The 21,527-nt window shown below is 72.0% G+C and carries 19 protein-coding genes; 8 read left to right on the forward strand and 11 right to left on the reverse strand.

The window, feature by feature from the left end:
• Nucleotides 1-43: 43 nt before the first annotated feature.
• Both ACIP89_RS24845 and ACIP89_RS24850 read right to left on the reverse strand, forming a co-directional pair.
• Nucleotides 44-1,489, reverse strand: coding sequence for an SWF or SNF family helicase (locus tag ACIP89_RS24845; protein WP_401926147.1), 1,446 nt, complete (start codon nt 1,487-1,489; stop codon nt 44-46).
• Nucleotides 1,486-4,398, reverse strand: a complete 2,913-nt coding sequence (locus ACIP89_RS24850; RefSeq protein ID WP_402116766.1) for a DEAD/DEAH box helicase — start codon at nt 4,396-4,398, stop codon at nt 1,486-1,488. The genes ACIP89_RS24845 and ACIP89_RS24850 overlap by 4 nt, the downstream gene beginning before the upstream one ends.
• Nucleotides 4,399-4,654: 256 nt before the next feature.
• Here ACIP89_RS24850 and ACIP89_RS24855 point away from each other — a divergent pair, with 256 nt between their 5' ends.
• Entirely contained in the window at nt 4,655-5,716 is a 1,062-nt protein-coding gene (locus ACIP89_RS24855; RefSeq protein ID WP_401924132.1) for a fatty acid desaturase family protein, read from the forward strand.
• 96 nt (nt 5,717-5,812) lie between these two features.
• Nucleotides 5,813-5,995 (forward strand): hypothetical protein, encoded by a 183-nt coding sequence (locus tag ACIP89_RS24860; RefSeq protein ID WP_402116769.1) that lies wholly within the window; start codon nt 5,813-5,815, stop codon nt 5,993-5,995.
• Nucleotides 5,996-6,077: 82 nt separating this feature from the next.
• Here ACIP89_RS24860 and ACIP89_RS24865 read toward each other — a convergent pair whose 3' ends face one another.
• Nucleotides 6,078-7,076 (reverse strand): hypothetical protein, encoded by a 999-nt coding sequence (locus ACIP89_RS24865; protein WP_402116770.1) that lies wholly within the window; start codon nt 7,074-7,076, stop codon nt 6,078-6,080.
• Between the two features lie 126 nt (nt 7,077-7,202).
• Entirely contained in the window at nt 7,203-7,511 is a 309-nt protein-coding gene (locus ACIP89_RS24870; protein WP_402116772.1) for a hypothetical protein, read from the reverse strand.
• A gap of 163 nt (nt 7,512-7,674) precedes the next feature.
• Between ACIP89_RS24870 and ACIP89_RS24875 the strand changes: the two genes are divergently transcribed.
• A complete protein-coding gene (locus ACIP89_RS24875; protein WP_402116774.1) occupies nt 7,675-8,577 on the forward strand; it encodes an oxygenase MpaB family protein in 903 nt (300 codons plus the stop codon).
• A 24-nt stretch (nt 8,578-8,601) separates the two neighbouring features.
• Here ACIP89_RS24875 and ACIP89_RS24880 read toward each other — a convergent pair whose 3' ends face one another.
• From ACIP89_RS24880 to tatA, 3 genes are all read right to left on the reverse strand, one after another.
• Nucleotides 8,602-9,201 carry a class I SAM-dependent methyltransferase gene (locus tag ACIP89_RS24880; RefSeq protein WP_401924121.1) on the reverse strand — a complete coding sequence of 200 codons (600 nt, stop codon included), beginning with the start codon at nt 9,199-9,201 and terminating at the stop codon, nt 8,602-8,604.
• Between the two features lie 157 nt (nt 9,202-9,358).
• Nucleotides 9,359-9,934, reverse strand: a complete 576-nt coding sequence (locus tag ACIP89_RS24885) for a TerD family protein (protein ID WP_311301510.1) — start codon at nt 9,932-9,934, stop codon at nt 9,359-9,361.
• Between the two features lie 142 nt (nt 9,935-10,076).
• Nucleotides 10,077-10,241 (reverse strand): Sec-independent protein translocase subunit TatA, encoded by a 165-nt coding sequence (tatA, locus tag ACIP89_RS24890; RefSeq protein WP_073734671.1) that lies wholly within the window; start codon nt 10,239-10,241, stop codon nt 10,077-10,079.
• Between the two features lie 195 nt (nt 10,242-10,436).
• Between tatA and ACIP89_RS24895 the strand changes: the two genes are divergently transcribed.
• Entirely contained in the window at nt 10,437-11,921 is a 1,485-nt protein-coding gene (locus ACIP89_RS24895) for an LCP family protein (protein ID WP_402116775.1), read from the forward strand.
• Between the two features lie 16 nt (nt 11,922-11,937).
• Here the strand turns inward: ACIP89_RS24895 and ACIP89_RS24900 are convergent, their stop codons facing one another.
• The 3 genes from ACIP89_RS24900 to ACIP89_RS24910 form a co-directional block, all read right to left on the reverse strand.
• Nucleotides 11,938-12,420 carry a GNAT family N-acetyltransferase gene (locus tag ACIP89_RS24900; RefSeq protein WP_401924115.1) on the reverse strand — a complete coding sequence of 161 codons (483 nt, stop codon included), beginning with the start codon at nt 12,418-12,420 and terminating at the stop codon, nt 11,938-11,940.
• A gap of 101 nt (nt 12,421-12,521) precedes the next feature.
• Nucleotides 12,522-15,245 carry a magnesium-translocating P-type ATPase gene (gene mgtA / locus ACIP89_RS24905; protein ID WP_402116777.1) on the reverse strand — a complete coding sequence of 908 codons (2,724 nt, stop codon included), beginning with the start codon at nt 15,243-15,245 and terminating at the stop codon, nt 12,522-12,524.
• Nucleotides 15,229-15,594 carry a metalloregulator ArsR/SmtB family transcription factor gene (locus tag ACIP89_RS24910; protein ID WP_073733875.1) on the reverse strand — a complete coding sequence of 122 codons (366 nt, stop codon included), beginning with the start codon at nt 15,592-15,594 and terminating at the stop codon, nt 15,229-15,231. Before ACIP89_RS24910 ends, mgtA begins: the two co-directional genes overlap by 17 nt.
• A gap of 261 nt (nt 15,595-15,855) precedes the next feature.
• Here ACIP89_RS24910 and ACIP89_RS24915 point away from each other — a divergent pair, with 261 nt between their 5' ends.
• From ACIP89_RS24915 to ACIP89_RS24930, 4 genes are all read left to right on the forward strand, one after another.
• Nucleotides 15,856-16,269 carry a roadblock/LC7 domain-containing protein gene (locus ACIP89_RS24915; protein ID WP_401926135.1) on the forward strand — a complete coding sequence of 138 codons (414 nt, stop codon included), beginning with the start codon at nt 15,856-15,858 and terminating at the stop codon, nt 16,267-16,269.
• A 183-nt stretch (nt 16,270-16,452) separates the two neighbouring features.
• Entirely contained in the window at nt 16,453-17,727 is a 1,275-nt protein-coding gene (locus tag ACIP89_RS24920) for a DUF6397 family protein (protein WP_402116779.1), read from the forward strand.
• A 13-nt stretch (nt 17,728-17,740) separates the two neighbouring features.
• Nucleotides 17,741-18,229 carry a GNAT family N-acetyltransferase gene (locus ACIP89_RS24925; RefSeq protein ID WP_402116781.1) on the forward strand — a complete coding sequence of 163 codons (489 nt, stop codon included), beginning with the start codon at nt 17,741-17,743 and terminating at the stop codon, nt 18,227-18,229.
• A 222-nt stretch (nt 18,230-18,451) separates the two neighbouring features.
• Nucleotides 18,452-19,114 carry an LAETG motif-containing sortase-dependent surface protein gene (locus ACIP89_RS24930; RefSeq protein WP_402116783.1) on the forward strand — a complete coding sequence of 221 codons (663 nt, stop codon included), beginning with the start codon at nt 18,452-18,454 and terminating at the stop codon, nt 19,112-19,114.
• Nucleotides 19,115-19,277: 163 nt separating this feature from the next.
• Here the strand turns inward: ACIP89_RS24930 and ACIP89_RS24935 are convergent, their stop codons facing one another.
• On the reverse strand, nt 19,278-21,413 hold the full coding sequence (locus ACIP89_RS24935; RefSeq protein ID WP_402116786.1) for a SpoIIE family protein phosphatase: 2,136 nt from the start codon (nt 21,411-21,413) through the stop codon (nt 19,278-19,280).
• Between the last annotated feature and the right edge of the window lie 114 nt (nt 21,414-21,527).

Here is a 21,527-nt window from a genome sequence, read left to right on the forward strand (position 1 = left end):
GGCCGGGGCGATGATCCCACCCCCGAACGCCGGTGAGGCCTCGTCAGATCTCGCTCTGACCCGTATCACTCCGGCCCGCGCCGGCCAGGGCCGTTGCCGGATCGTCGTCGGCGGGACCGGCCGGGGTCCACCGGCCGCCCTCCTTGCGGTACGGGTACCAGCGCCCGTCCCGCCCGTAGCGGAGCTGGAGCGCGCCGTCCACCGACGTCCAGCGGTTGTGCTCGGCCCGCAGCCGGGGCGCCTCGTCCTCGTCCCAGGCGGCGGCGAGCTGTGTCCTGGCGTGGGCCAGCGAAGCGGCGTCCGGCGTCCACAGTTCGTCGAGGACGGAGAGCGCGGCGGCGCCGCCGTACCGCCAGGCGTGGACGGCGACCCGCAGTCCGGCCGGTCCGCGCCCCGAGCCGGCCGCCAGCCGGGTCACGATCCACGGCTCGGGACGCGCGGTGGCGGCCAGCCGTACCGCGTCCTGTTCCGGTGTCAGGGCGGCCGGGACGGGCTGTAGTTCGTGGCCCGGTGCCAGCGCGTCCGCGAGCATCCGGTGAGCGCGTGCGGCGCTGTCCGTCGCCAGCATCTCCAGCGCCGTCGGGTCCACGCCGGGCTCCGGGTCGGTCTCCGTGTCCAGCGAGGGCGACACGCCCGCCTCTGCGGGAAGCGCCGGGGGAGGGGGCAGCGGCGGGAGGATGCCGGCCGCCGCATGCGCCTCCGCCGCCGGGACCCCGCGCACCACCCGGTTCGCCGGACCGGCCGCCGGTGCGTCGGCGGGCCCGGACGGCTCGTGTCCCGCGGCGCGGGCGGTGATCCGCACCTGGAGCTCGTCGAGCAGCCGGCGCTCGCCGCGTCCCCGCATCAGCAGCAGGACGAACGGGTCCTGGTCCAGCAGCCGCGCGACCTGGTAGCAGAGGGCGGCGGTGTGCGGGCAGTGGTCCCAGGCCTCGCAGGTGCACTCCGGATCGAGGTCACCGATGGCCGGGAGCAGTTCCACGCCCGCCGCGGACGCGTCCTCGACCAGGTGCGGCGGCATCTCGCGGTCGAGCAGCGCCGCGATGTGCCCGGCCCGGTCGACCGCCATGTCCAGGAACCGGTCCCACTCCTCCTCGCTCAGCTCCTGGAGCAGCACGTCACTGCGGTACGCGCTCGTGTCCCGGTCCTGCACCACGGCCGTGATCCGGCCGGGCCGCACGGACACCACACCGACCCCGCCCTCACGGGCGAGCCGGCGTCCCTTCTTGAGCTGCTGTCCGTCCAGCGCGGTGTCCTCCAGCGCCTTCAGCCAGGCCCGGCCCCACCAGGACTCCGCGAAGGCGCGCCCGCTCGCGGGCGGCAGTGCGGCGAACGTGCGCTCCTGCGATGCGGGCGGGGGAGCCGTTCCGTCCGGCCCGCCGCCCTCGTAGGCGTCGTTGTCGTCGTAGGGCCCGGAGTATCCGTCGGATTCGTAGCCGTCCGGTTCGTAGCCGTCCGGCCCGTAGGCGCCGGACTCGTATCCGCCGCTCATCGCGCACCCCCTCGCAGCTCGACCAGATCGGCCAGTTCCGCGTCGCTGAGTTCGGTCAGGGCGCTCTCGCCGGACCCGAGGACCGAGTCCGCGAGCCCCTGTTTTCGGGCCAGCATCCCGGCGATCCGGTCCTCGATGGTGCCCTCGGCGATCAGCCGGTGGACCTGCACCGGCTGGGTCTGCCCGATGCGGTACGCGCGGTCGGTGGCCTGCGCCTCCACCGCGGGGTTCCACCAGCGGTCGAAGTGCACCACGTGGCCCGCCCGGGTGAGGTTGAGCCCCGTGCCGGCTGCCTTGAGCGATAGCAGGAAGACGGCGGCCTCGCCCGCCTGGAAACGGTTCACCGTCGCCTCCCGCGCGGCGACCGGAGTGCCGCCGTGCAGGAACTGGGTACGGACCCCGCGTGCCGCCAGGTGCTGTTCGAGGAGCCGGGCCATCTGTACGTACTGGGTGAACACCAGGACGGCCGCACCCTCCGCCAGGATGGTGTCCAGCAGCTCGTCGAGCAGCTCCAGCTTTCCCGAACGCCCGGCGATCTGCGGCTTCTCCTCCTTGAGGTACTGCGCGGGATGGTTGCAGATCTGTTTGAGCGCGGTCAGCAGCTTCACCACCAGACCCCGCCGGGCGATGCCGTCGGCGGCGGAGATCGCCGCCAGGGTCTCGCGTACCACCGCCTCGTACAGGCCCGCCTGCTCGGCCGTCAGGGAGACCGCACGGTCCGTCTCGGTCTTCGGCGGCAGCTCCGGAGCGATGCCCGGATCGGACTTGCGCCGGCGCAGCAGGAACGGACGCACCAGCGCGCCGAGCCGCTCGGCCGCCGCGGGGTCGCTGCCGTCCTCCACCGCTCGCGCGTACCGGGTGCGGAACGTGCCGAGCCGGCCGAGCAGGCCCGGGGTCGTCCAGTCGAGGATCGCCCACAGTTCGGAGAGGTTGTTCTCCACCGGAGTGCCGGTGAGGGCGACCCGGGCCCGCGCGCCGATCGTGCGCAGCTGCTTGGCCGTCGCCGAGTACGGATTCTTCACGTGCTGCGCCTCGTCGGCGACGACCATGCCCCACCGGGTGGCCGCGAGCCGCGGAGCGTCCAGCCGCATCGTCCCGTACGTGGTGAGGACGAACTCGCCGTCGGGGAGGTCCTCCAGGCTCCGTGCGCTGCCGTGGAAGCGGCGCACCGGGGTGCCGGGGGCGAACTTCTCGATCTCCCGCTGCCAGTTGCCCATCAGAGAGGTCGGACAGACCACCAGGGTGGGGCCCGCGGCCGATTCGATGGTCTGCCGGTGCAGATGCAGCGCGATCAGCGTGATGGTCTTGCCGAGCCCCATGTCGTCCGCGAGGCAGCCGCCGAGCCCGAGCGAGGTCATCGTGTGCAGCCAGTTCAGGCCACGGAGCTGGTAGTCGCGCAGGGTCGCGGCGAGGGCCGCGGGCTGCCCGAGCACTGCCTCGCCGTCCTGCCCCCGCCGGGACTCCGGATCGGCGATCCGCTGTCGCAGGGTCTCCAGCCAGCCGGTGGCCCGGACCTCGATCCGACGGCCGTCGAGCTCGGTGGAGCCGGTCAGTACTGCCCCGAGCGCGTCGATGGGGGTGACCTTGCGGTCCCTGGTCTCCCGGGCGCGACGCGCCTCCTCCGGATCGATCAGCACCCACTGGTCGCGCAGCCGCACCAGCGGACGGCCGGCCTCGGCCAGCCGGTCCAGCTCGGCGCGGCTGAGGCTCCGGTCCCCGAGCGCGAACCGCCAGTCGAACGCGAGCAGGGCGTCCGCCGACAGGAGCGGTGCACGGTCGGAGCCGGTACGGGCAGCTGGCCGGAAACCGTCCGGTCCGGCCCCGTCGTTCTCGTCGTCGGGCGGGCCGATCACGGCACGCGCGGTGAGCTTGCGGGCCAGCTCCCTGGGCCAGTGCACCTGGACGCCCGTCGCCGCGAGCGCCCGTGAGGCGGGGCCCAGCAGTTCCCCGATCTCCTCGTCGGCCGGCTCCACTGCGTCCGGCACGGCGGCCGACAGCAGCGGGGTCAGGGGCGGCCAGGCGCGGGCGGCCCGGCGCAGCATCAGCAGGGCGTCCATCCGGGCCCTCGGCCCGAGGGCGGCGGCGGCCGGACCGCTGCCCGTCCAGATCAGGGCGGCATCGGTGACCAGCGTGGGGTCGCTGACGCTGTGGATCTGCGGGACCACCCGGAAGGACGGGCCGGTCAGCCGCCCGTGGGGCCCCTCGTCGGCCCGGTCGAGCCCGGACACCTCCACGCGCAGCGAGAGCCGGACGCCCGCGTCGTGACCGGCCGCGACATCCGCGGCCCAGGCGCGGTGGTCCGGCAGCCGCCGCGGAGCGTCCGCGGTGAAGGCCGGGCCACCGTTGGCGAGGGCCGCGGCGGGCGTGCGCGGCAGGCCGTCGGCCACCGCGTCCAGGAACGCCCTTACCAGCCACTCCGGTTCGGGCAGCAGCAGCGGCTCGGCAGTCGCATCCAGTGGAACCGCATGGGCACTTGGCGGCATGGAGGCGGCCAGAGCGCGGATCCGGTCCTGATCGTCCGCGGTGAGCGGTCCGGCCCGCCACGCGTCCTGGTCGGTGCCGCTCAGCCCCGGCAACAGCAGCCCACGCGCGGTGAACTGAAGGGCCAGCAGTCCGGCCGCGCCCCAGAAGGAGGCCGACGCCGAGGCATGCGCGGAGGCCCGCGCCCGGGTCAGTACCGGCAGGGCGTCCCGCACGGGGAGCAGCCGCGCGGGTGCTTCGTACGGCTCGGCGTCGGCATCGGTCACGGTCAGGGCCTCGACGGTCCCCGGGGCATCGGGCGGACTGCTACCGTCTGGGCACCAGAAGGCGACGCGTCCGGTCCGGGAGGGATCCGCGGGCAGGAACACCACGGAACAGCCGATGAGTGCGGAGATCTCGGAGAGCGTTGCTGCGGGGAGGCTGTGCACAGCGATGTCAGATTCCTCAAATTTGACTAGTTGGCTGAGGTCGCCGAGGGTACTCCATCGCATCCGGCGACGGGGCTAGTCGCCGCATGTTTTAGATCACACGCCTGTGTCCGGTATGTCGGCCAGGTGTAGCCGGCCCCCCACCGGAATGAGGGGGCTGGCACCAGGAAACCTCGGGTGGTGGCTCCATGGCCGCCGTATATCTGCGACCCGTACGTTTCATCAGGTCAGCGCATCCCTTAAGACCGGAGACATCATGCCTCAGGCCGCAACCACCGTCGCGGAACGAACCCGTGACGGTGCCGGAAGTGCCGGAAGTGTCGGAAGTGCAGGAAGCGACTTCGCGCCACTGCTGCGGGCCGTCAAGGGGCAAGGGCTCCTCGAACGCCGCACCGGTTGGTACGCGGCAGGCATCGCCGCCAATCTGCTCGCCCTGGGCGCCGTGCTCACGGGCATGTTCCTCCTCGGCGACACCTGGTGGACCCTGCTGCTCGCGCTGCCCCTCGCCGTCTTCTGGTCCCGCACCGCGTTCGTCGGGCACGACGCCGGACACGCCCAGATATCCGGTGACCGCAGGGCGAGCCGGGCCATCGGCCTGGTGCACGCCAACCTGCTCCTCGGCATGAACGAGGCCTGGTGGAACGACAAGCACGTACGCCACCACGCCAACCCCAACCACGTGGACAAGGACCCCGACGTCGGCGTCGGCGCCCTCGTCTGGACCCAGAAGCAGGCCGCACAGCGCGAGGGCTTCGCCCGCTGGCTCACCCGCAACCAGGCCCGGCTGTTCTTCCCGATGCTGCTCCTGGAGGGCATCGCCCTGAAGGTCTCCGGCTTCCAGTACCTGCGGCACCAGCCCGTCCGTGAGCGCGCCCTCTCCGCCCTGCTGCTCGTCGCCCACCTCGGCCTCTACGCCGCGCTGCTGCTCACCGTCATGTCGCCGGGCAAGGCCGTCGTCTTCGCTCTCGTGCACCACGCGCTCTTCGGCCTCCACCTGGGCATGGCCTTCGCCCCGAACCACAAGGGCATGGAGATGCCCGACCCGGACGGCGATCGCTGGGGGCACCTGCAGCGCCAGGTCCTCACCTCGCGCAACGTGCGGGGTGCCGTCCTCACCGACTGGTTCCTCGGCGGGCTCAACTACCAGATCGAGCACCACCTCTTCCCGAGCATGCCCCGCCCCCATCTGCGGCTGGCGCAGCCCCTGGTCAAGGCCCACTGCGAAACGCTCGGCATGCCCTACGCGGAAACCGGACTCATCGAGTCCTACCGCCAGGCACTCGACCACATGCATGAGGTCGGCGCACCGCTCAGGTGACCGTTCCCCACGGGTTCGGGGCAGGCTGGAACCGATGAGCACGCACAGGCGTTCTCACAGCAGGAGCGGCCAGTGGCCGCGAAGGAGGCGTGGACGATGTCGAACAGAGCAAAGATCGCCATCGGGGGAGTCGTCGTCGCAGTCGTCCTGATGCCGTTCATCGGGTTCTGGCTGTCACTGCTGGTGCTCATCGGAGTTCCCGCGATCGCCTACCTGGCACTGGATCCCGGTCAGCGGCGCAGGCTCCGCAGGATCAGCCGCAGGGAGATCGGCCGCTGAGTGGTGCCGGGCGGCCCCTGGCCGGAGGGGCCCGGGGCGGGGCACGCACCGCTCGGCAGGCGGCGTCCGCGTCCGGGACGCCTCAGGAGGGCCGTACGGCCAGCGCGTCCAGAGCCTTGAGCAGACCGGGCAGTTCCGCGCCGCGCCGGACCGGCAGTATCTCGCCCGGCACCTCGTCCAGCAGCAGAAACGCCATGTCGTCGGTCCTGGCCACCATGGACCAGCCGGGGCCGTCGGCCCGGATCGTCCGGGCGTCTCCCGGGGCGAACGAGGACCGGACCCGGCCGGGCGGCGGCGGGGCGTCGAGGTAGGCACGGGCTTCGGCCAGAGCCCGCCGGACACCGGGATGCGAGCCGGAGGAGGCACCGTGCGCGCTGTCCGGCACGATGACCTCACCGTCTGTGGAGCCGGTGTCCGGGGCTACGCTCCCACCGTCGGTGGGCCCGGCTTCCGAGTCTCCGCCGCCCGCGGTGCCGGCGCCCGCGTCCGCGCGGCTCGCGTTCTCACCGCCCGTACCGTTCCCACCGGGCGCTTCACCGTTCTCGGCGGTCTTCGCCGCGCTCCCGTCCCCCGCCACCGCGCTCTCGTCGATCTGTTCGCGCCAGCCCGCCCACTGCGAGGCGACCGCGTCCGCGCCGAGCCGGCGCTGGGCCGGGCCCCACGCACCGGGGTCCGGCGGAGCCAGCGGCGGCAGCTCCCCGCCGTCCGCCCGAGGGTCAGGGGCCGGGTCGTGCGGAGCGGCCACGCCCGGCGCGGCGACCGCCACGGCGAGCGGCCAGCCGGGAAGAGCGCAGACCACCGAGTCTTCGTCGGGAGAGAGTTCGTACTCCATCCCGCAGTCCCAGGACGCTACCGCCACGGCCACCAGGGACACGTCATCGACGACGACGGTCCACCTGGCCCCGTCGCCGTCCTGGCCCATGACCAGCCCGTACCCCGTGGCACGGGGGTCGAGACCCAGTGCCGTGCAGGCCGCCGGATAGTCGTCGCCGAGCACGCTGGGGAACTGCGCCGGGGTCAGCAGGACCGCAGTCAGTACGTACAGCGTGTCCTCGGCGACTGCGTCGTCTGTCCCGGTCACTGCACCCTCCTCGTCCGTCGTGGTTGTCCGTCGGCGCACCTTAACCAGTGGGTAACCCACTCGTCGAGGCCCTGACAAGGCGGAACGCCCGGCAGCCCCGTGCCAGGTGTGCCGAGGACGGAACCCCTACTCGGCGGTCAGCCCGAGGAGGTCGCGGGCCACCGCGTCGGGTGATTCACCGCGCTCGCGGGCGAGGGCGATGACCGCCCGGCAGGCCAGTTCTCCGACGCCGAAGGAGAGCGCTTCCGGTGACACCCAGCCGCTCGCCTCGTCCATCCGCTCCTGGTCGTCCTCCGCCGACGCCGCGACGAACGTGGCTGCCGCCTCGAACAGATTGTGCTGCCGGCGCTCCGGTGCCTTGGTGGCACCGGCGGGCCTGCCGTCCTTGCGGCCCGGGTTCACAGCTCTGCGGATTATGCCGAACATGTCGGTCATGGGGACCGCCCTTCCTGGACATGGATGTGCCTGACAGGGATCGTGCGCACGCGGGAGAATGTGCCGCGCCTGCGCGGCACTCCCTGTCCTGCGCGCGTACTCACGGTCTTGCCCGCGCACGGAGGTTTGGACACGTGGCCCGGACGAAGAGGGGAACAGTTCTGTGAAGCGCTACGACCGGCTGAAGGATATTCAACGCCTCGATCCGGAAAGGGACTTCCTGGAGATCTACCGGATCACGGCCACGTACGAGTTCCCCTGGGACATCACCCGGGCTCTCGAACTCGCCCTGTACCGGACGTATGCGGTTCCCAGCATCGGCCGTCTGCTCGCCGAGACAGCGGAGCTGACGGACCGTTCGCAGAAGCGCTACGACGACACCGCGCTCCTCCTGGACGCCGTGGTCGAGCACGGATTCGACAGCGTCCCCGGGCGTACGGCCATCCGCCGGATCAACCAGATGCACCGCAGCTACGACATCAGCGACGACGACATGCGCTATGTGCTGTGCACCTTCGTCGTCACCCCGAAGCGGTGGCTCGACACCTACGGCTGGCGCCGGCTGTCCGGGCACGAGAAGGCGGCGTGCGCCGCCTACTACCGGACCTTGGGCGCACACATGGGCATCAAGCACCTGCCGCAGACGTACGAGGAGTTCGAGCGCACCCTCGACGCCTACGAGAAGGAGCACTTCGGCTGGGACGAGGGGGCGCGCGAGGTGTCGGACGCCACGCTCGCGCTGATGGCCTCCTGGTATCCGCGCCCCCTCGCGCGGATGGTGCGCGGCGCGAGCCTCGCGCTCCTCGACGACTCGCTGCTACGGGCCTTCCGCTACGAGCGCCCGGGACCGGTGGCACGCGGGCTCACCCGGGGCGCCCTGCGGCTGAGGGCCCGCGCGGTGCGGCTGCTGCCGCCCCGCGCCACCCCGCACCACGCCCGCCAGAATCCCGAGATCAAGGGGTATCCGGGCGGCTACGAGGTGTCCGGACTCGGTACGTACCCCACGCCCGGCAGGGGCGGCTGCCCGGTCCGGCACCTGAGCCGCCCGGACGCACCGGCCGAGTGAGCAGGCCGGCACGGAGTGCGGGGATCAGCTCATCCGTTCGGCCAGGACGAGGAAGCGGGCCTCTTCGTCGAGGTACGTGTTCAGCCGCCAGCCCGAACGGGCCAGCACGGGGACGAGGTTGGGCTCCGCCCGTAGGTCGTCGTCGGTGAGCGTGCGGCGGTGGCGCGCGGCCAGCGCCGCCCTGCCGATGGGATGGAACAGCGCCAGCAGCCCGCCGGGCCGCACCACCCGGGCGAGTTCCGCCAGGTTCCGTTCCGGCCGTGGCAGATGGGCGATCAGCCCGGCCGCGAACACCGCGTCGAGCGCCTGGGTCCGCACCGGCAGCCGGGCGGCGTCGGCCTGGATCAGCAGCCCGCTGCGGTCGCGGCCCGCGCGTGCCGCGGCCCGCAGCATGGCCGCGGTGAGGTCGGCCCCCAGCACGGTGCCCCGGGGGCCGACCGCGGACCGCAGAGCGGGCAGTGCCCGTCCCGTACCGCAGCCCGCGTCGAGCACGGCGTCGCCCGCGCGCAGGCCCAGGGCGGAGACCGCCGCGGCGAAGGCCGGCCCGTCGTCGGGAAAGCGGGCGTCCCAGTCCGCGGCGCGGACGCTGAAGAAGTCCTGGACGTGCGTGTGGTCATCGGCCATACGGACATGATCGCGTAACGCCGTTCTTGGCAGCGCCCCGGATCGCCCGCGGAGTGCGGAACGGGCCCCGGCCCGCACTCCGCGGACAGGAGAGCGGGCCGGGGCCCGTACGAACGCGGTCACCGCGCCGGAGAGGCCGGTCACCGTGCGGAAGAGGTCAGACGTTGACGCCGTAGTCGGAGGCGATCCCCGCCAGGCCGGAGGCGTATCCCTGACCGACCGCGCGGAACTTCCACTCCGCCCCGTGCCGGTACAGCTCGCCGAACACCATCGCTGTCTCCGTCGAGGCGTCCTCGCTCAGGTCGTAACGGGCGAGCTCCACCCCGTTGGCCTGGTTCACCACGCGGATGAACGCGTTGCGCACCTGGCCGAAACTCTGTCCACGGCTCTGCGCGTCATGGATGGAGACGGGGAAGACGATCTTCGCGACATCCGCCGGGACACCCGCCAGGTCCACGTTGATGGACTCGTCGTCGCCCTCGCCCTCACCCGTCAGGTTGTCACCGGTGTGCTGGACCGAACCGTCGGGGCTGTTGAGGTTGTTGTAGAAGACGAAGTGAAGGTCGGAGAGGACCTTGCCGGCCTCGGAGCAGAGCAGCGCGCTGGCGTCGAGGTCGTGATCGGCGCCCGTCGTCGTCCGTACGTCCCAGCCCAGGCCGACCGTCACCGCGGTCAGGCCGGGTGCCTCCTTCGACAAGGAGACATTGCCGCCCTTGGCCAGGGTCACACCCATGAACTTCCTCCAATGATCCAGTGATCCGTTGATCAGTACTGCTTCGGCCGTCACCGAGTTGAACGACGGCCCGTCCCCTGCGGTTCCCCGATTGCGCAAGCTATGAAGTGGGGAGGTGCCACAGAACCTGTGGCCGCACCGCTCACTGAGGCGATTCCTCCTTCATGGCCTTCGCCTCACTCTTCAGGATCCGCATGGATTTGCCCAGGGCGCGCGCGGTGTCCGGCAGCTTCTTCGCGCCGAACAGCATGACCACGACGAGCGCGATGATCAGCAGGTGCCAGGGTTCGAGGCCGTTGCGCAGCATGCGCTCCACGCCCTTTCTTCGGGTGTCTTCCGGTCAATGATTCCGGCAGGTGTTCGCGGGCGCTGGATGGGGCCGACCATGGACGGGTCCGGTGATCCATTCGGACATGAACACTTGCTACATTGCGCAACTGTACAACCATGTGTGGGCGGTGCGAGTCCGACTCCATGGAAGCCGGACGAACTGGGGTGGGACATGGCGGGCAGTCACAAAGGCGCGGGAACAGGGGGGCGCGGGAGCCGCCTGCGGCGGACGGGCCTGTTCGGGCTCTCACTCCTCGTACTGCTGGTCGCCGGGGTCGGCTGGGGGTACCTCAAGCTGAACGGAAGCATCGACACGTTCAGCGCCGACGGAGTCTCCGGCGACCGCCCGCCCGACACCTCCGAGGGGCAGAACGTCCTGGTGATCGGATCGGACTCACGATCGGGTGCCAACAGCGGGCTCGGCGGTGGGACGGGCGACGTCGGGCGCTCCGACACCGCGTTCCTGCTCCATGTCTACGCCGACCACAGACACGCCGTCGCGGTGTCCATCCCCCGCGACACCCTGGTCTCCATCCCGGCCTGCAAGAAGCCCGACGGCAGCTGGACCGCTCCGCAGCGGAACGCCATGTTCAACGCCGCGTTCTCGGTGGGGGAGACGGCCGAGGGCAACCCCGCCTGCACCCAGAACACCGTCGAGCACCTCACCGGACTCCGCGTCGACCACACCATCGTGGTCGACTTCGCCGGATTCTCCTCGCTGACCTCGGCCGTCGGGGGGATACCCGTCTGCCTGCCGCAGGACATCTACCAGCGCGACCTGAACCCCAAGCGGGCCACCCGGGGGTCCCTGATCTTCGCCAAGGGCCCGCAGACGGTCTCCGGACAGCGGGCTCTCGACTACGTACGGATCCGGCACGGCATCGGTGACGGATCCGACATAGGGCGCATCAAGCGGCAGCAGGCCTTCGTCGGCTCCCTCGTGAAGAAGGTCAAGTCCCGAGGGCTGAACCCGACCACCCTGCTGCCGCTCGCCAACGCGGCCACCGACGCGATGACCGTGGACCCGGGGCTCGGTTCGGCCGACCGGCTGCTGTCGTTCGCCATGTCGATGAAGAACGTCGACCTGCACAACACGAAGTTCGTCACCATCCCCTGGCGCTACGAGGGCGCCCGCGTCGCGATCGTGGAACCGGACGCCGACGCACTGTGGGCGTCACTCAAGGCCGACCGCACACTCGACGGGCAGAACGCCGCCGGCAAGGGGAGCGGCGACTCGGCGGCGTCCGGCGGGGCGTCGCCCTCTCCCACCGCTCCGGTCTCCGGCGCGGGCACCGACGTGGCCGTGTACAACGGCACCACGGTGACCGGGCTCGCGGCCAAGGCGGCTGAGCTGCTGCGCTCGCACGGCTTCACCGTCACCGGCACGGCCACAGCGGACTCACAGGACCAGACCCGGACCCTGGTCACCTACGGCCCCGGCCTCCGGGACAAGGCCGAGAACACCGCCCGGCTCTTCAGGGGAGCGCGCGCCACGGAGTCGGCGGACGCCGGCATCCAGGTCATCGTCGGCAGTGACTACGCCCAGAACCCCGCGGCCGCCCCGGTGGCGCCGGCCCCCGACGCCGTACCGTCCGCCGTCGCCGGCGAAGCCCGATCGGCCGACGACGACCTGTGCAGCGACCTCTCGTACGGCTGAGCCGCGCGGTGACGGCTCAGACCGCCGGCCCGGCGGTCCGCAGCTGCAACGAGGGGTGCGGGGGCGGCGCGAATCCGAACGACTCATAGAGTCCGGCGCCGTCCCCGGTGGCATTGAGGCTGACCACGGCCGCCCGCGTCTCCCGCTCGAACCAGGTGAGCAGCGCGTCGAGGCAGACGCGGGCATGGCCGAGCCTGCGCCGCCGAGGATCGGTGCTGACGTTGGACACGTGCCCGTGCAGCCCGCTCGGGTTGGCCGGACCCGGCGCGTGCGCGTCGCAGGCGCCGACCGCGCACGCCACCACGCCCAGCTCGGGATCCTCGACCAGGAACGCGGCGAACTCGTCCGTCAGCGGCATCCGGTCGGCGAACCACTGTGCCGCGGCGGCGCGCCACGGCGCGCGCTCGTCGCCGGTGTCGAACCCCATGTCGGACAGCATCAGCGCGCGCATCCGGACCAGCGCCGGAATGTCCTCCGAGGTGGCGCGTCTTGCCCGCACCGGGCGGCAGGGAGTGCGTGCCGCAGGGGATTCCGGCGGTTCCGCGCCGGTTCCCGCCACTGCTCCCGCCCCGGAACCCGTCCGGCCGGTCCTTGCCGTGGTCACGAGAGCCCCCGATTCCGTTCGTAGCGGTTGCGCGCCGCGGTGAGGCCGCACGCGTACAGCGCGAGGACGCTGGCGAGCAACAGGTAGTAGAGCGGCGGCAGCGCGCTCATGCCCAGTGGCGGGCCGAGCGGAGTGAGCGGCAGCAGGACGCCGACGACCGCCAGACCGGCCGCTGCCGCCCGCAGCGGGCCGCCGGTGCGCCCCTCCGCGGCCCGTCGGCCGGTGCGCAGCAGCAGCATCACCAGGGCCTGGGTGAGGAGGTTCTCGGTGAACCATCCGGAGTGGAAAGCCGCCTGGTCGTCTGCCCGGAAATCGTGCAGGGCAAGGGCCAGCACGACGAAGGTCGCCAGGTCGGCGGCGGCGTTCAGCAGCCCGAACCGGGTGATGAACCGGAGGAAGTCACGCGGGCGCAGCACCGTCGGCCGCCGCAGTACGGAGGAGGCGGGACGGTCGAAGGCGAAAGCGAGCTGCGCCGCGTCGAAACACAGGTTCTGGACCAGGACCTGCGCCGGAAGCATCGGCAGGAAGGGCAGCAGCAGACCCGCGGCCAGCATCGCGATCACGTTTCCGAGGTTCGAGGAGAGCGTGATGCGCAGATAGGTGGCGATGTTGCCGCTGCTGCGCCGGCCCGCGGTGATCGCGTGGTCGATGGCGCCGAGATCCTTCTCCGCGAGGACCACATCGGCGGTCTCCCGAGCCACGTCGACCGCGTTGCGCGGGCAGATGCCCACATCGGCGGCGTGCAGGGCGGGCAGGTCGTTGACGCCGTCACCGAGGAACCCGGTGGTGTGCCCTGAGGTACGCAGCGCGGCGACGATCCGGGCCTTGTGCCCGGGGGTGCAGCGGGCGAAGACGGTCGCGCGGTCGGCCGTGCGGGCGAGCTCGGCCTCGGTCAGCGCGTCGATCTCCTCCGCGGCGACGACCTGTCCCGGATCCAGTCCCAGATCCCGGCAGGCACGGGCCGCGGTGCCCGGGTGGTCCCCGGTGAGCACCTTCACGGCGACACCACGGCGTGCCAGTACGTCCAGCGCGTCGGCAGCGCTCGGCGTGAGCGCGTCCCGCAGGGCCACGAAGCCGAGAAAGGCGAGCCCGTGCTCGTCCGCCGGGGTGTACGTTCCCAGCCGCGCGGGCCGCTCGGTACGGGCGACGGCGAGCAGCCGCAGTCCTTCGGCGGCCTCGCGCGCCGCCACGCCGGCCAGCCGCTCCCGTTCCGCCGGTTCCAGCTCACACCGCTCCAGGACGGCCTCCACGGCGCCCTTGGTGACCAGCACATGGGTGCCGAGCCCGCCGGGGAGCCGGACGACCGCGGTGGACAGACGCCGCACCGGATCGAAGGGCAGGGCGGCCACCGCGTCGTACGAGCCGACAGCGGTGCGCGGGCTTCCGCCGCCGGAACCGGACTCCTCCTGCTGCTCCGAGGCGTCCAGCACCGCCTCGTCGAGCGCGTCGGGCGCCGGCAGGTCGGCGAGCTGGAGCGTCCACAGCGCGTTGACCGCCGCCCAGTGCAGCACCTCAGGATCCGGACTCCCCGCCCGGTCCAGCGAGCGGTCGACGACGGGCCGGTCCTGGGTGAGGGTTCCGGTCTTGTCCAGGCAGAGCACATCGATCGCGCCCAGGTCGTGCAGCGCGGGCAGCCGCTTGACGATCACCCCGCTGTTCCGGGCGAGCTGCGAAGCTCCTCGCGCCAGTGCCGTGGTGACGATGACCGGCAGCATCTCCGGGGTCAGCCCCACCGCCACCGCCACGGCGAAGGGCAGCGTCTCCAGCCCCCGGCCGCGCAGCGCGGCATTGGCCATCAGGACCAGTGGTGGGGTGAGCAGCATGAAGCGGATCAAGGTCCAGGAGATCCCCTGCACCGACCGGTCGAACGCGCTGGCTCCGCGGAGGTGCGCCGAGCGGTCGTAGGCGGCGGCGAACCGGGTGTCCCCACCGGTCGCGACCACCACCGCCGTGCCGCTCCCGGACGCCACACTGCTGCCCTGGAAGCACAGCCGGCGCTGGGCGAACACACCCCCCGCCTCCTCGGGCACGCTGTGCAGCGCGGGCGGGCCCTGCTGCCGCTGGAGGTCGTCCGCGGGGCGCTTCCCGACGGGCGCGGACTCCCCGGTGAGGGCGGACTGGTGCACGGTGAGGCCGCTCGCGCGCAGCAGCTGCACGTCGGCCGGTACGAGGTCTCCGGGGCCGAGCCTGATCACGTCGCCGGGAACGAGCTCACCGACCGGCACGTCGCGGGTCCGCGGCACCGCACCGGGGCCGCTGCGGCGCAGCACCGTGGCTGTCGTCGCGACCAGCTCGCGCAGTGCGGCGGTCGCCCGGTCGGCCCGGTGCTCCTCCGCCGACCGCAGCAGACAGCTGACCAGCACCAGCACCAGCGTCACGGACGCCGTACCCCACGCGTTCACCGCTGCCGAGACCAGCCCGAGGCAGAACAGGACGGAAGTGAAGGGGTCCCGCAAGGTGCGCAGGAAGCGCAGTGGCCAGGGGACCGGGCGCCACGCGGGAAGGATGTTCTCGCCGAACCGGGCCAGCCGCTCCTCCGCCTCCGCTTCGACCAGCCCCCGGGGCCCGCTGTCCAGCGCGCGCAGGACCTGCAGCGACGTGGGCGCCGCCGGCGGCTGGGGCGTGGCCGAGGTGGCGGCGGTGGTGCCGGGCATCGGCACGACGACGCCCGGCCCGTCGCCCGTTCCCGCCGCGGCAGCGTTCTCAGGCACCGAGCTCATGGAGCCGTACCGGTTGCGAGGCCGGGTACCCGGCCCGCTCCGCGAGCTGGCCGACCATGAGCCGTACGACCGTCACCACTTCGGGGTCATCGACCAGGTACACCTGCCGGCGGCCCTCGCGCCGGGAGCGGACGAGACCGGCCAGCTTCAGCTTCGTCAGATGCTGGCTCACGGACGGCAGCGTGCCCCCCACCCGCTCCGCCAGCCCCGTCACATCACTCTCGCCCTGGGCCAGCGCCCACACGATGTGCAGCCGGGCGGGTGTCGCCAGCAGACCGAACGCGGCGGCCGCCTGGGCCAGCACCTCTGCGGGCGGATCCTGGAAACCGCCGCCGGCACCTGTCGACACTCTTTTGCTCCCGTCCGCGTGGGCCGACTCCTCGCACCCGAGGGGACCAGTGTAGGCGCCGGACGCGGAACGCCCGGGGCGAGCTGTCGTCGGTCCCGGGCCGGGCCACGCGGGGCCCGGCTTCCCGGCGCAGTGGGCTCAGCAGACTTGGCCCGATTTCGCCCTGTCCGATCCGCGGAGGGGTGCTTGCCCGGACGTGACCCGTGCGCAAGGCTTACACGTAAGTGGGGCACGGGGAACGTATGAACGGGGAGGAACGGAATGGCACTGGACAGGGGACTCGACTGGCTCCTTGACGATCTCACCAGCCGGGTGGAACACATACGGCACGCCCTGGTGCTGTCGAACGACGGTCTGGTGACCGGAGCGAGTACGGGTCTGGCGCGCGAGGACGCGGAACATCTGGCGGCGGTCTCGTCCGGCCTGCACAGCCTCGCCCGCGGATCAGGACGGCACTTCCGCGCGGGAAGGGCCCGGCAGACCATGGTGGAGTTCGACGAGGCACTGCTCTTCGTGACGGCCGCCGGGGACGGCAGCTGCCTGTGTGTGCTGAGCGAGGCCGAAGCCGACGTGGGGCAGGTGGCGTACGAGATGACGCTGCTGGTCAACAAGGTCGGGGAGCACCTCGGTGTGGCGGCACGACAGGACGAAATGGGCGGTTTCGACCGACTCTGACGAGTCAACCGCTCGGCACTGCCGCTCAGCGCCGCCATCGGGTCCGGTGCTCAGTGCCGCTGCCCGGCCCTTGTCCGGCCTCGCTGCCCGGCCCGGTAGTTATCCACAGGCCGGGCGGCCGTCGCTCTCCCTGAGCTACCTTTGGTCACAGAGAGTATTCGAATCTCACGGGGGAGAATCGTGATGCCGGTGACGGATGCGGTAGGTACGAACGGGGCGCACATGGTCGCCGCCGGCCGGGCCGCTGCGGAACTTGTCCTCAAGCGAGGGGAGTTCGAGCTCGCGGTGCACCTGGGTATCGTCCGGGTGGAGGTGCGGCGGAGTGGCGGGCGGCCCGGGGTCCGTCAGGAGGAGCTCGACCGGCTCCGGTCGCAGGACGGCTTCCCGGGCGCCCTCCGGGAGCGGGTACGAACGGTGGGGACGGCGGAAGGCGCGCGGCTGCTCGGCATCAGCCCGGTCCGCTTCACCCGGCTGGCCCGTGCGGGATGTGTCACGCCGGTCGCGTTCTACCTCAACCGCTACCGGGCGGTGGTGTGGCTCTATCTCGCTCAGGAGCTGGGCGCGCTGGCCGCCCGCTCGCCCGAACTGCTGGTGGGCAGGAGCCCGGTCTGGATGCGCGACCGGCTGGACTCCGGCAGGGACTGCCGCCCGCGCAACTGGCGCTCGCGGCGGATCGAAAGGCTCCTGAGCCTCGCCGAGGATCCCTGGGCGCGCACGGCGATCGTGGCCCAGGCGCTCGACCCGGCGCAGCTGGCGGAAGTGGTGGACGATCCTTACGAGCGCGCCTACTTCGCCCGGGTCCTGCCCGAACCGGTCTTCGGCCGGCGGGGGTCGGCGGCCACTCAGGACGCGATGGGGCGCCTGATGCTGGCCGACGAACCCGACGAGATCCTCTGGCGGCGGGTCAACCTCATCATGGAGCTGGACAGCGCCCGGGAGGACCGCCAGGCGCCGCGGCCCGGTGACGAACGGCGTACGGACCTGGAGGCGTTCGGCCGGCCGCCGGCGGCAGCCGGGACGTTCGATCGGTCTGACCCGGTCGCCCCAGCCGGACGAGTGGACCCGGCGCCACCGGAGGAATGGACAGAACGGGCGGCACCGGAGGAACCGGCGGAACCGGAGCGATCGGAGGAGCCAGCCGGGCCGGTGGCGCCGGGCGGACCCGCTGAGCCTCCGCGACAGGCCGAACCGGACGGCGGTCCGGTCGGGCCCGCCCGGCCGGCCGTGAGCGGGAAACCCCTTGGCCTGCTGGCCCGGTTCCGACTGCGCCGGGCGCGTGGCGAGCGGCGTCGTCAGGGGCGTGCTCCGCGCCCGGCGGCCCACTCCGCCGAGCGCCGTCCGCGCGGCGGGCGCGGTTGGCACGGCAGGAACCGCCCGCCGGCCGGTCCGCAGTCGGGCCCACGTGCGATGGGCGTCGCGGACAGGGGCCAGGAGGTCGCGAAAGAGGACCGGAGCTGACAGTCTTTGCGCAATGTTGATCAGGGAAGCAACCAGCAATGATTGGCCCGCTATTTGGCCGTTCTTTCACGAAATCGTCTCCGCGGGCGAGACCTTCACCTACCCCCTCGACCTGGGGGAGGAGGAGGCCGACGAATGGTGGCTCGTCAAGGCACCCAGTCGTGCGGTCGTCGCCGTCGCCGACGACGGGACGGTTCTGGGTACGGCGAAGATGAACAGGAACCACATGGGCAACGGTTCGCACATCGCGAGCGCCAGCTACATGGTCGACCCCCGGCACGCCGGACGCGGCGTGGGGCGGGCCCTGTGCGAGTACACGATCGACTGGGCCCGCACGGCGGGGTTCCGGGCCATGCAGTTCAACGCGGTGGTGGAGACCAACGTCGCCGCCGTCGGGCTCTACCGCTCGCTCGGCTTCGAAGTCCTGGGCACGCTGCCCGAGGGATTCGAGCACCCGAAGCACGGGTTCGTGGGCGTGCACATCATGCACCGACCGCTCTGACGCCGCCCCGAACGATACGGTCCGGTGTCGTGCGCTCACTTCGCGCCACCACCGGACCGGCCGTTGCCCGGACGGGGTGTCCGTCATGTCCCAACCAGCGACGATCTGCTGTCAGTTGTGACGTCGCATGGTGTGTGGGGCGGGTGCACATCCGGGAGACGGGGGCAGTACTGTGCGCCCCACCGCCATTCGGGCGATGAAACATATGCGGAGGAACAATCCATGACCATACCCAGGAGATCGCTGCGCGCTGCGGGAACCCTCGCCGCCGCCGCGGTCGTCGGTCTGACCGGCGTGGTTCTCACCGCCGGTCCGGCCGCAGCTCACACCCCCACCTGGGACGTGACCTGCACTGAGGTGAGCCTTCACCTCAGCGCGTACAACGACAGGGTCACCAACCAGGTGACCGTGACCGTTGACGGTAAGGAGCTGCTGCCGACGGAGAACTTCGGCAAGGGGCTCGACAAGAAGATCGACCTGCCCGAGCACGACAAGGCTCTGACGGTGCATCTGTCCGTCAAGGCCGGTGACGGCGAGCGGTACTCGAAGGAAGACACGAAGACGGCGCCGGTGTGCGAGGGCCAGACCTCGACGCCCACGCCCACGCCTCCCGAGACGAAGCCGTCCGAGCCGTCCGAGCCTTCCGAGCCGTCTGAGCCGTCCAAGTCGCCGACGACCTCGGCGCCCACCCCGGCCGACACCCCGAGCGAGACCGCTTCGTCGTCTGCGCCCGCCGCGGCCACGCCGAGCCCCTCCTCGCCGGACCTGGCCGAGACCGGTTCGTCGTCCGCCACTCCCATCATCGGTGGTGCGGCTGTCGCCGTGCTGCTGGCCGGTGGCGGCATCATGTGGTCCGTGCGCAAGCGTCGCACCGCTCAGCACTGACGTAGTCCGGCGGTCCGGGCGCCTGGCGCCCGGTAGTCCGGTCGAGGGGCGTGCCGCAACGCGTTCGGCGTGGCGGCACGCCCCTCAACGCTGTCCATCCTCCGTGTCCACGAACCGACACCGCGCCCAGGCAACTGACACCGGCGGCGGGACGCACCGGTGACTACCTGGTGTCCGTGGCCCGGTGGACCGGCGGCGACGTGGGCGGCGCCGCGGGGCCGATCTCGCACCAGACGGCCTTCCCCTCGCCGCGCGGCTCGATGCCCCACCGCGTGGCGACGGCGTCCAGGAGGAGCAGACCCCGTCCTGAAGTGGCCGTCTCACCCGGTGTGCGGCGCCTGGGCCACACACTGGAGCGGTCCTGGACCGACAGCCGTACCCGCCGCACCGGTTCCGGCAGTACCTCCAGCGTGAGTACGGCTCCGCCCTCCGTGTGAAGCAGCACGTTCACCAGCAGCTCCCCGGTCACCAGCTCCGCGTCGTCCGCGAGTTCGGCCATGCCCCAGTCGGTCAGCGCCTGCCGCACGATCGTCCGCGCGTCGGAGAGTCCTTCCGGGTCGGCCTGATGGATGTACTGGTGCAGCCGTGGCGCCCGGGGCGAGCCCGGGTCCGGAGTGCGGCGCAACACCAGCAGCGCCACGTCGTCGCCCGAGCCCCAGCGCTCCCACAGCCGGTCCGACAGATGGTCGGCCAGCGCCTCCGCCCCCGCCGGGCCCGCGCTCACCTCGTTGACGAGCGTGCGCACCCCCGCGTCGATGTCGGCGCCGGGCTCCTCGACCAGCCCGTCGGTGTACAGGACCAGCGTCTCGCCGGGGACCAGATCGAGCCGCGTCTCGGGGTACTCCTCGTCCCCGAAGTCGGTTGAGATGCCCAGGGGCAGGCCGCCGCGTACCTGCGGACTGGCCACCCGGCCGTCCGTGTGCCGGATCAGCGGGCCGAAGTGACCGGCCCGCACCACCCGCACCGTTCCGCTGCCGAGATCGACCTGGGCGTAGGTGCAGGTGGCGAAGCGGTCCGTGTCCAGTTCCGCGAGGAACCGGGAGGCGCGGGCCAGCACCGTCGACGGCGGGTGCCCCTCCCCGGCGTAGGCACGCAGCGCGATCCGCAACTGGCCCATGATCGCGGCCGCATGCGTGTCATGGCCCTGCACGTCGCCCACCACGATGCCGAACCGGCCCTTCGGCAGCGGGATCACGTCGTACCAGTCACCGCCGACCTGGCGGCCGCTCCACGCCGCGTGGTAGCGGACCGCGATCTCGCCGCCCTCGATGTCATGGATCCGCCGCGGCAGCATCGTGGACTGGAGGCCGGTGGCGAATTCGCGCTCCTCGTCGAAGAGCTTGGCCCGCTGGAGGGACTGGGCGACGATCGCGGCGAGCCCCAGGCACAGGTTGCGCTCGTCGGCGTTGAAGGCCGTGCGCTCACGGTAGAAGAGCGCCAGCCCGCCGAGTGAACGTGCCTGTGCGATGAGCGGCAGATAGGCCGCGGCCTGGAACTTCAGCCGGCCCACGTACGGCTCCAGCACCGGATAGCGCCGGGTGAGCGCGCCGAGTGAGCTCACGAAGCGCGGCCGGCCGCTGAGAACGGTGTCGGCCAGTGGGAAGCTCCGGTCGAGCCGGCCCTGCCCCAGCTCGTCCATGACCTCCAGGGACTCGCCGCTCAGCGCGATGACATTCAGCGTGGCGTTGTCCAGCAGCCCGAGCGCGAGGCCGTCGGCGCCCAGCCGGGCCAGACCGCCCGGTCCCGTCAGAGCGGCCGTCACGTCGTCCACGGTCACCGCCCGCGACAAGGCACTCGTTGTGCGTTCAACAATATCGGTCTGGCGCTGACGGCGTTTTTCCAGTTCCAGCACGAAGGCCGAATGGGTGACTTCCGCCGTCGCGTCCCGCACCACCCCGATCACCCGGTGCGCCCGGCCGTCGGCGCCGCGCAGGATGCGCGCCTGGATATGCGTCCACTGGTCGCCGCTCTCGTCCGTAGGGACCCGGAAATGAACGCTGTACGAGGTGCGCCCGCCCTTGACGGCCTCGTCGATCGCCGTGTCGAGGCGGACCCGGTCCTCCGGCTCCAGCCGCTCCACCAGCGACTCCGGCCGTGAGTCGAACGTGGCCGGGTCCAGGCCGAACACCAGCAGTCCCGCCTCGTCGATGTCCAGCGTCCGGGCATCGAGATCCCACTCGAAACTGCCGGTGCGGTTCATGGCAAGCCGCTCCGCCGTCCCGGTGTCGCCGCTTCGTGCCTTCCCGGCCGACGGGCCGGGCCGGACGGGGATGATCGGTGGCCGGTCGTGATCGGTCATTCCTGCTCCGAAGATCGTCCGGCGGGGCTGCCGTACTGCCTGACCCAATTGTCTGGCCGGCCGGTTACGGCTGCCACAGCGGAGACCGCCCCGGACGGTGGCCGCGCCCCCGCC

The organism is Streptomyces sp. NPDC088730 (assembly GCF_044751215.1).
Classification (GTDB): Bacteria; Actinomycetota; Actinomycetes; order Streptomycetales; family Streptomycetaceae; genus Streptomyces.

Coding starts and splice junctions, on each gene's coding strand:
- tatA (WP_073734671.1), bottom strand. CDS start 10,241: ATGCTGCGCAACGGCCTCGAACCCTGGCACCTGCTGATCATCGCGCTC.
- ACIP89_RS24930 (WP_402116783.1), top strand. CDS start 18,452: ATGACCATACCCAGGAGATCGCTGCGCGCTGCGGGAACCCTCGCCGCC.
- ACIP89_RS24855 (WP_401924132.1), top strand. CDS start 4,655: ATGCCTCAGGCCGCAACCACCGTCGCGGAACGAACCCGTGACGGTGCC.
- ACIP89_RS24860 (WP_402116769.1), top strand. CDS start 5,813: ATGTCGAACAGAGCAAAGATCGCCATCGGGGGAGTCGTCGTCGCAGTC.
- ACIP89_RS24870 (WP_402116772.1), bottom strand. CDS start 7,511: ATGACCGACATGTTCGGCATAATCCGCAGAGCTGTGAACCCGGGCCGC.
- ACIP89_RS24880 (WP_401924121.1), bottom strand. CDS start 9,201: ATGGCCGATGACCACACGCACGTCCAGGACTTCTTCAGCGTCCGCGCC.
- ACIP89_RS24935 (WP_402116786.1), bottom strand. CDS start 21,413: ATGACCGATCACGACCGGCCACCGATCATCCCCGTCCGGCCCGGCCCG.
- ACIP89_RS24925 (WP_402116781.1), top strand. CDS start 17,741: ATGTTGATCAGGGAAGCAACCAGCAATGATTGGCCCGCTATTTGGCCG.
- ACIP89_RS24915 (WP_401926135.1), top strand. CDS start 15,856: ATGGCACTGGACAGGGGACTCGACTGGCTCCTTGACGATCTCACCAGC.
- ACIP89_RS24885 (WP_311301510.1), bottom strand. CDS start 9,934: ATGGGTGTGACCCTGGCCAAGGGCGGCAATGTCTCCTTGTCGAAGGAG.
- ACIP89_RS24845 (WP_401926147.1), bottom strand. CDS start 1,489: ATGAGCGGCGGATACGAGTCCGGCGCCTACGGGCCGGACGGCTACGAA.
- mgtA (WP_402116777.1), bottom strand. CDS start 15,245: ATGAGCTCGGTGCCTGAGAACGCTGCCGCGGCGGGAACGGGCGACGGG.
- ACIP89_RS24895 (WP_402116775.1), top strand. CDS start 10,437: ATGGCGGGCAGTCACAAAGGCGCGGGAACAGGGGGGCGCGGGAGCCGC.
- ACIP89_RS24920 (WP_402116779.1), top strand. CDS start 16,453: ATGCCGGTGACGGATGCGGTAGGTACGAACGGGGCGCACATGGTCGCC.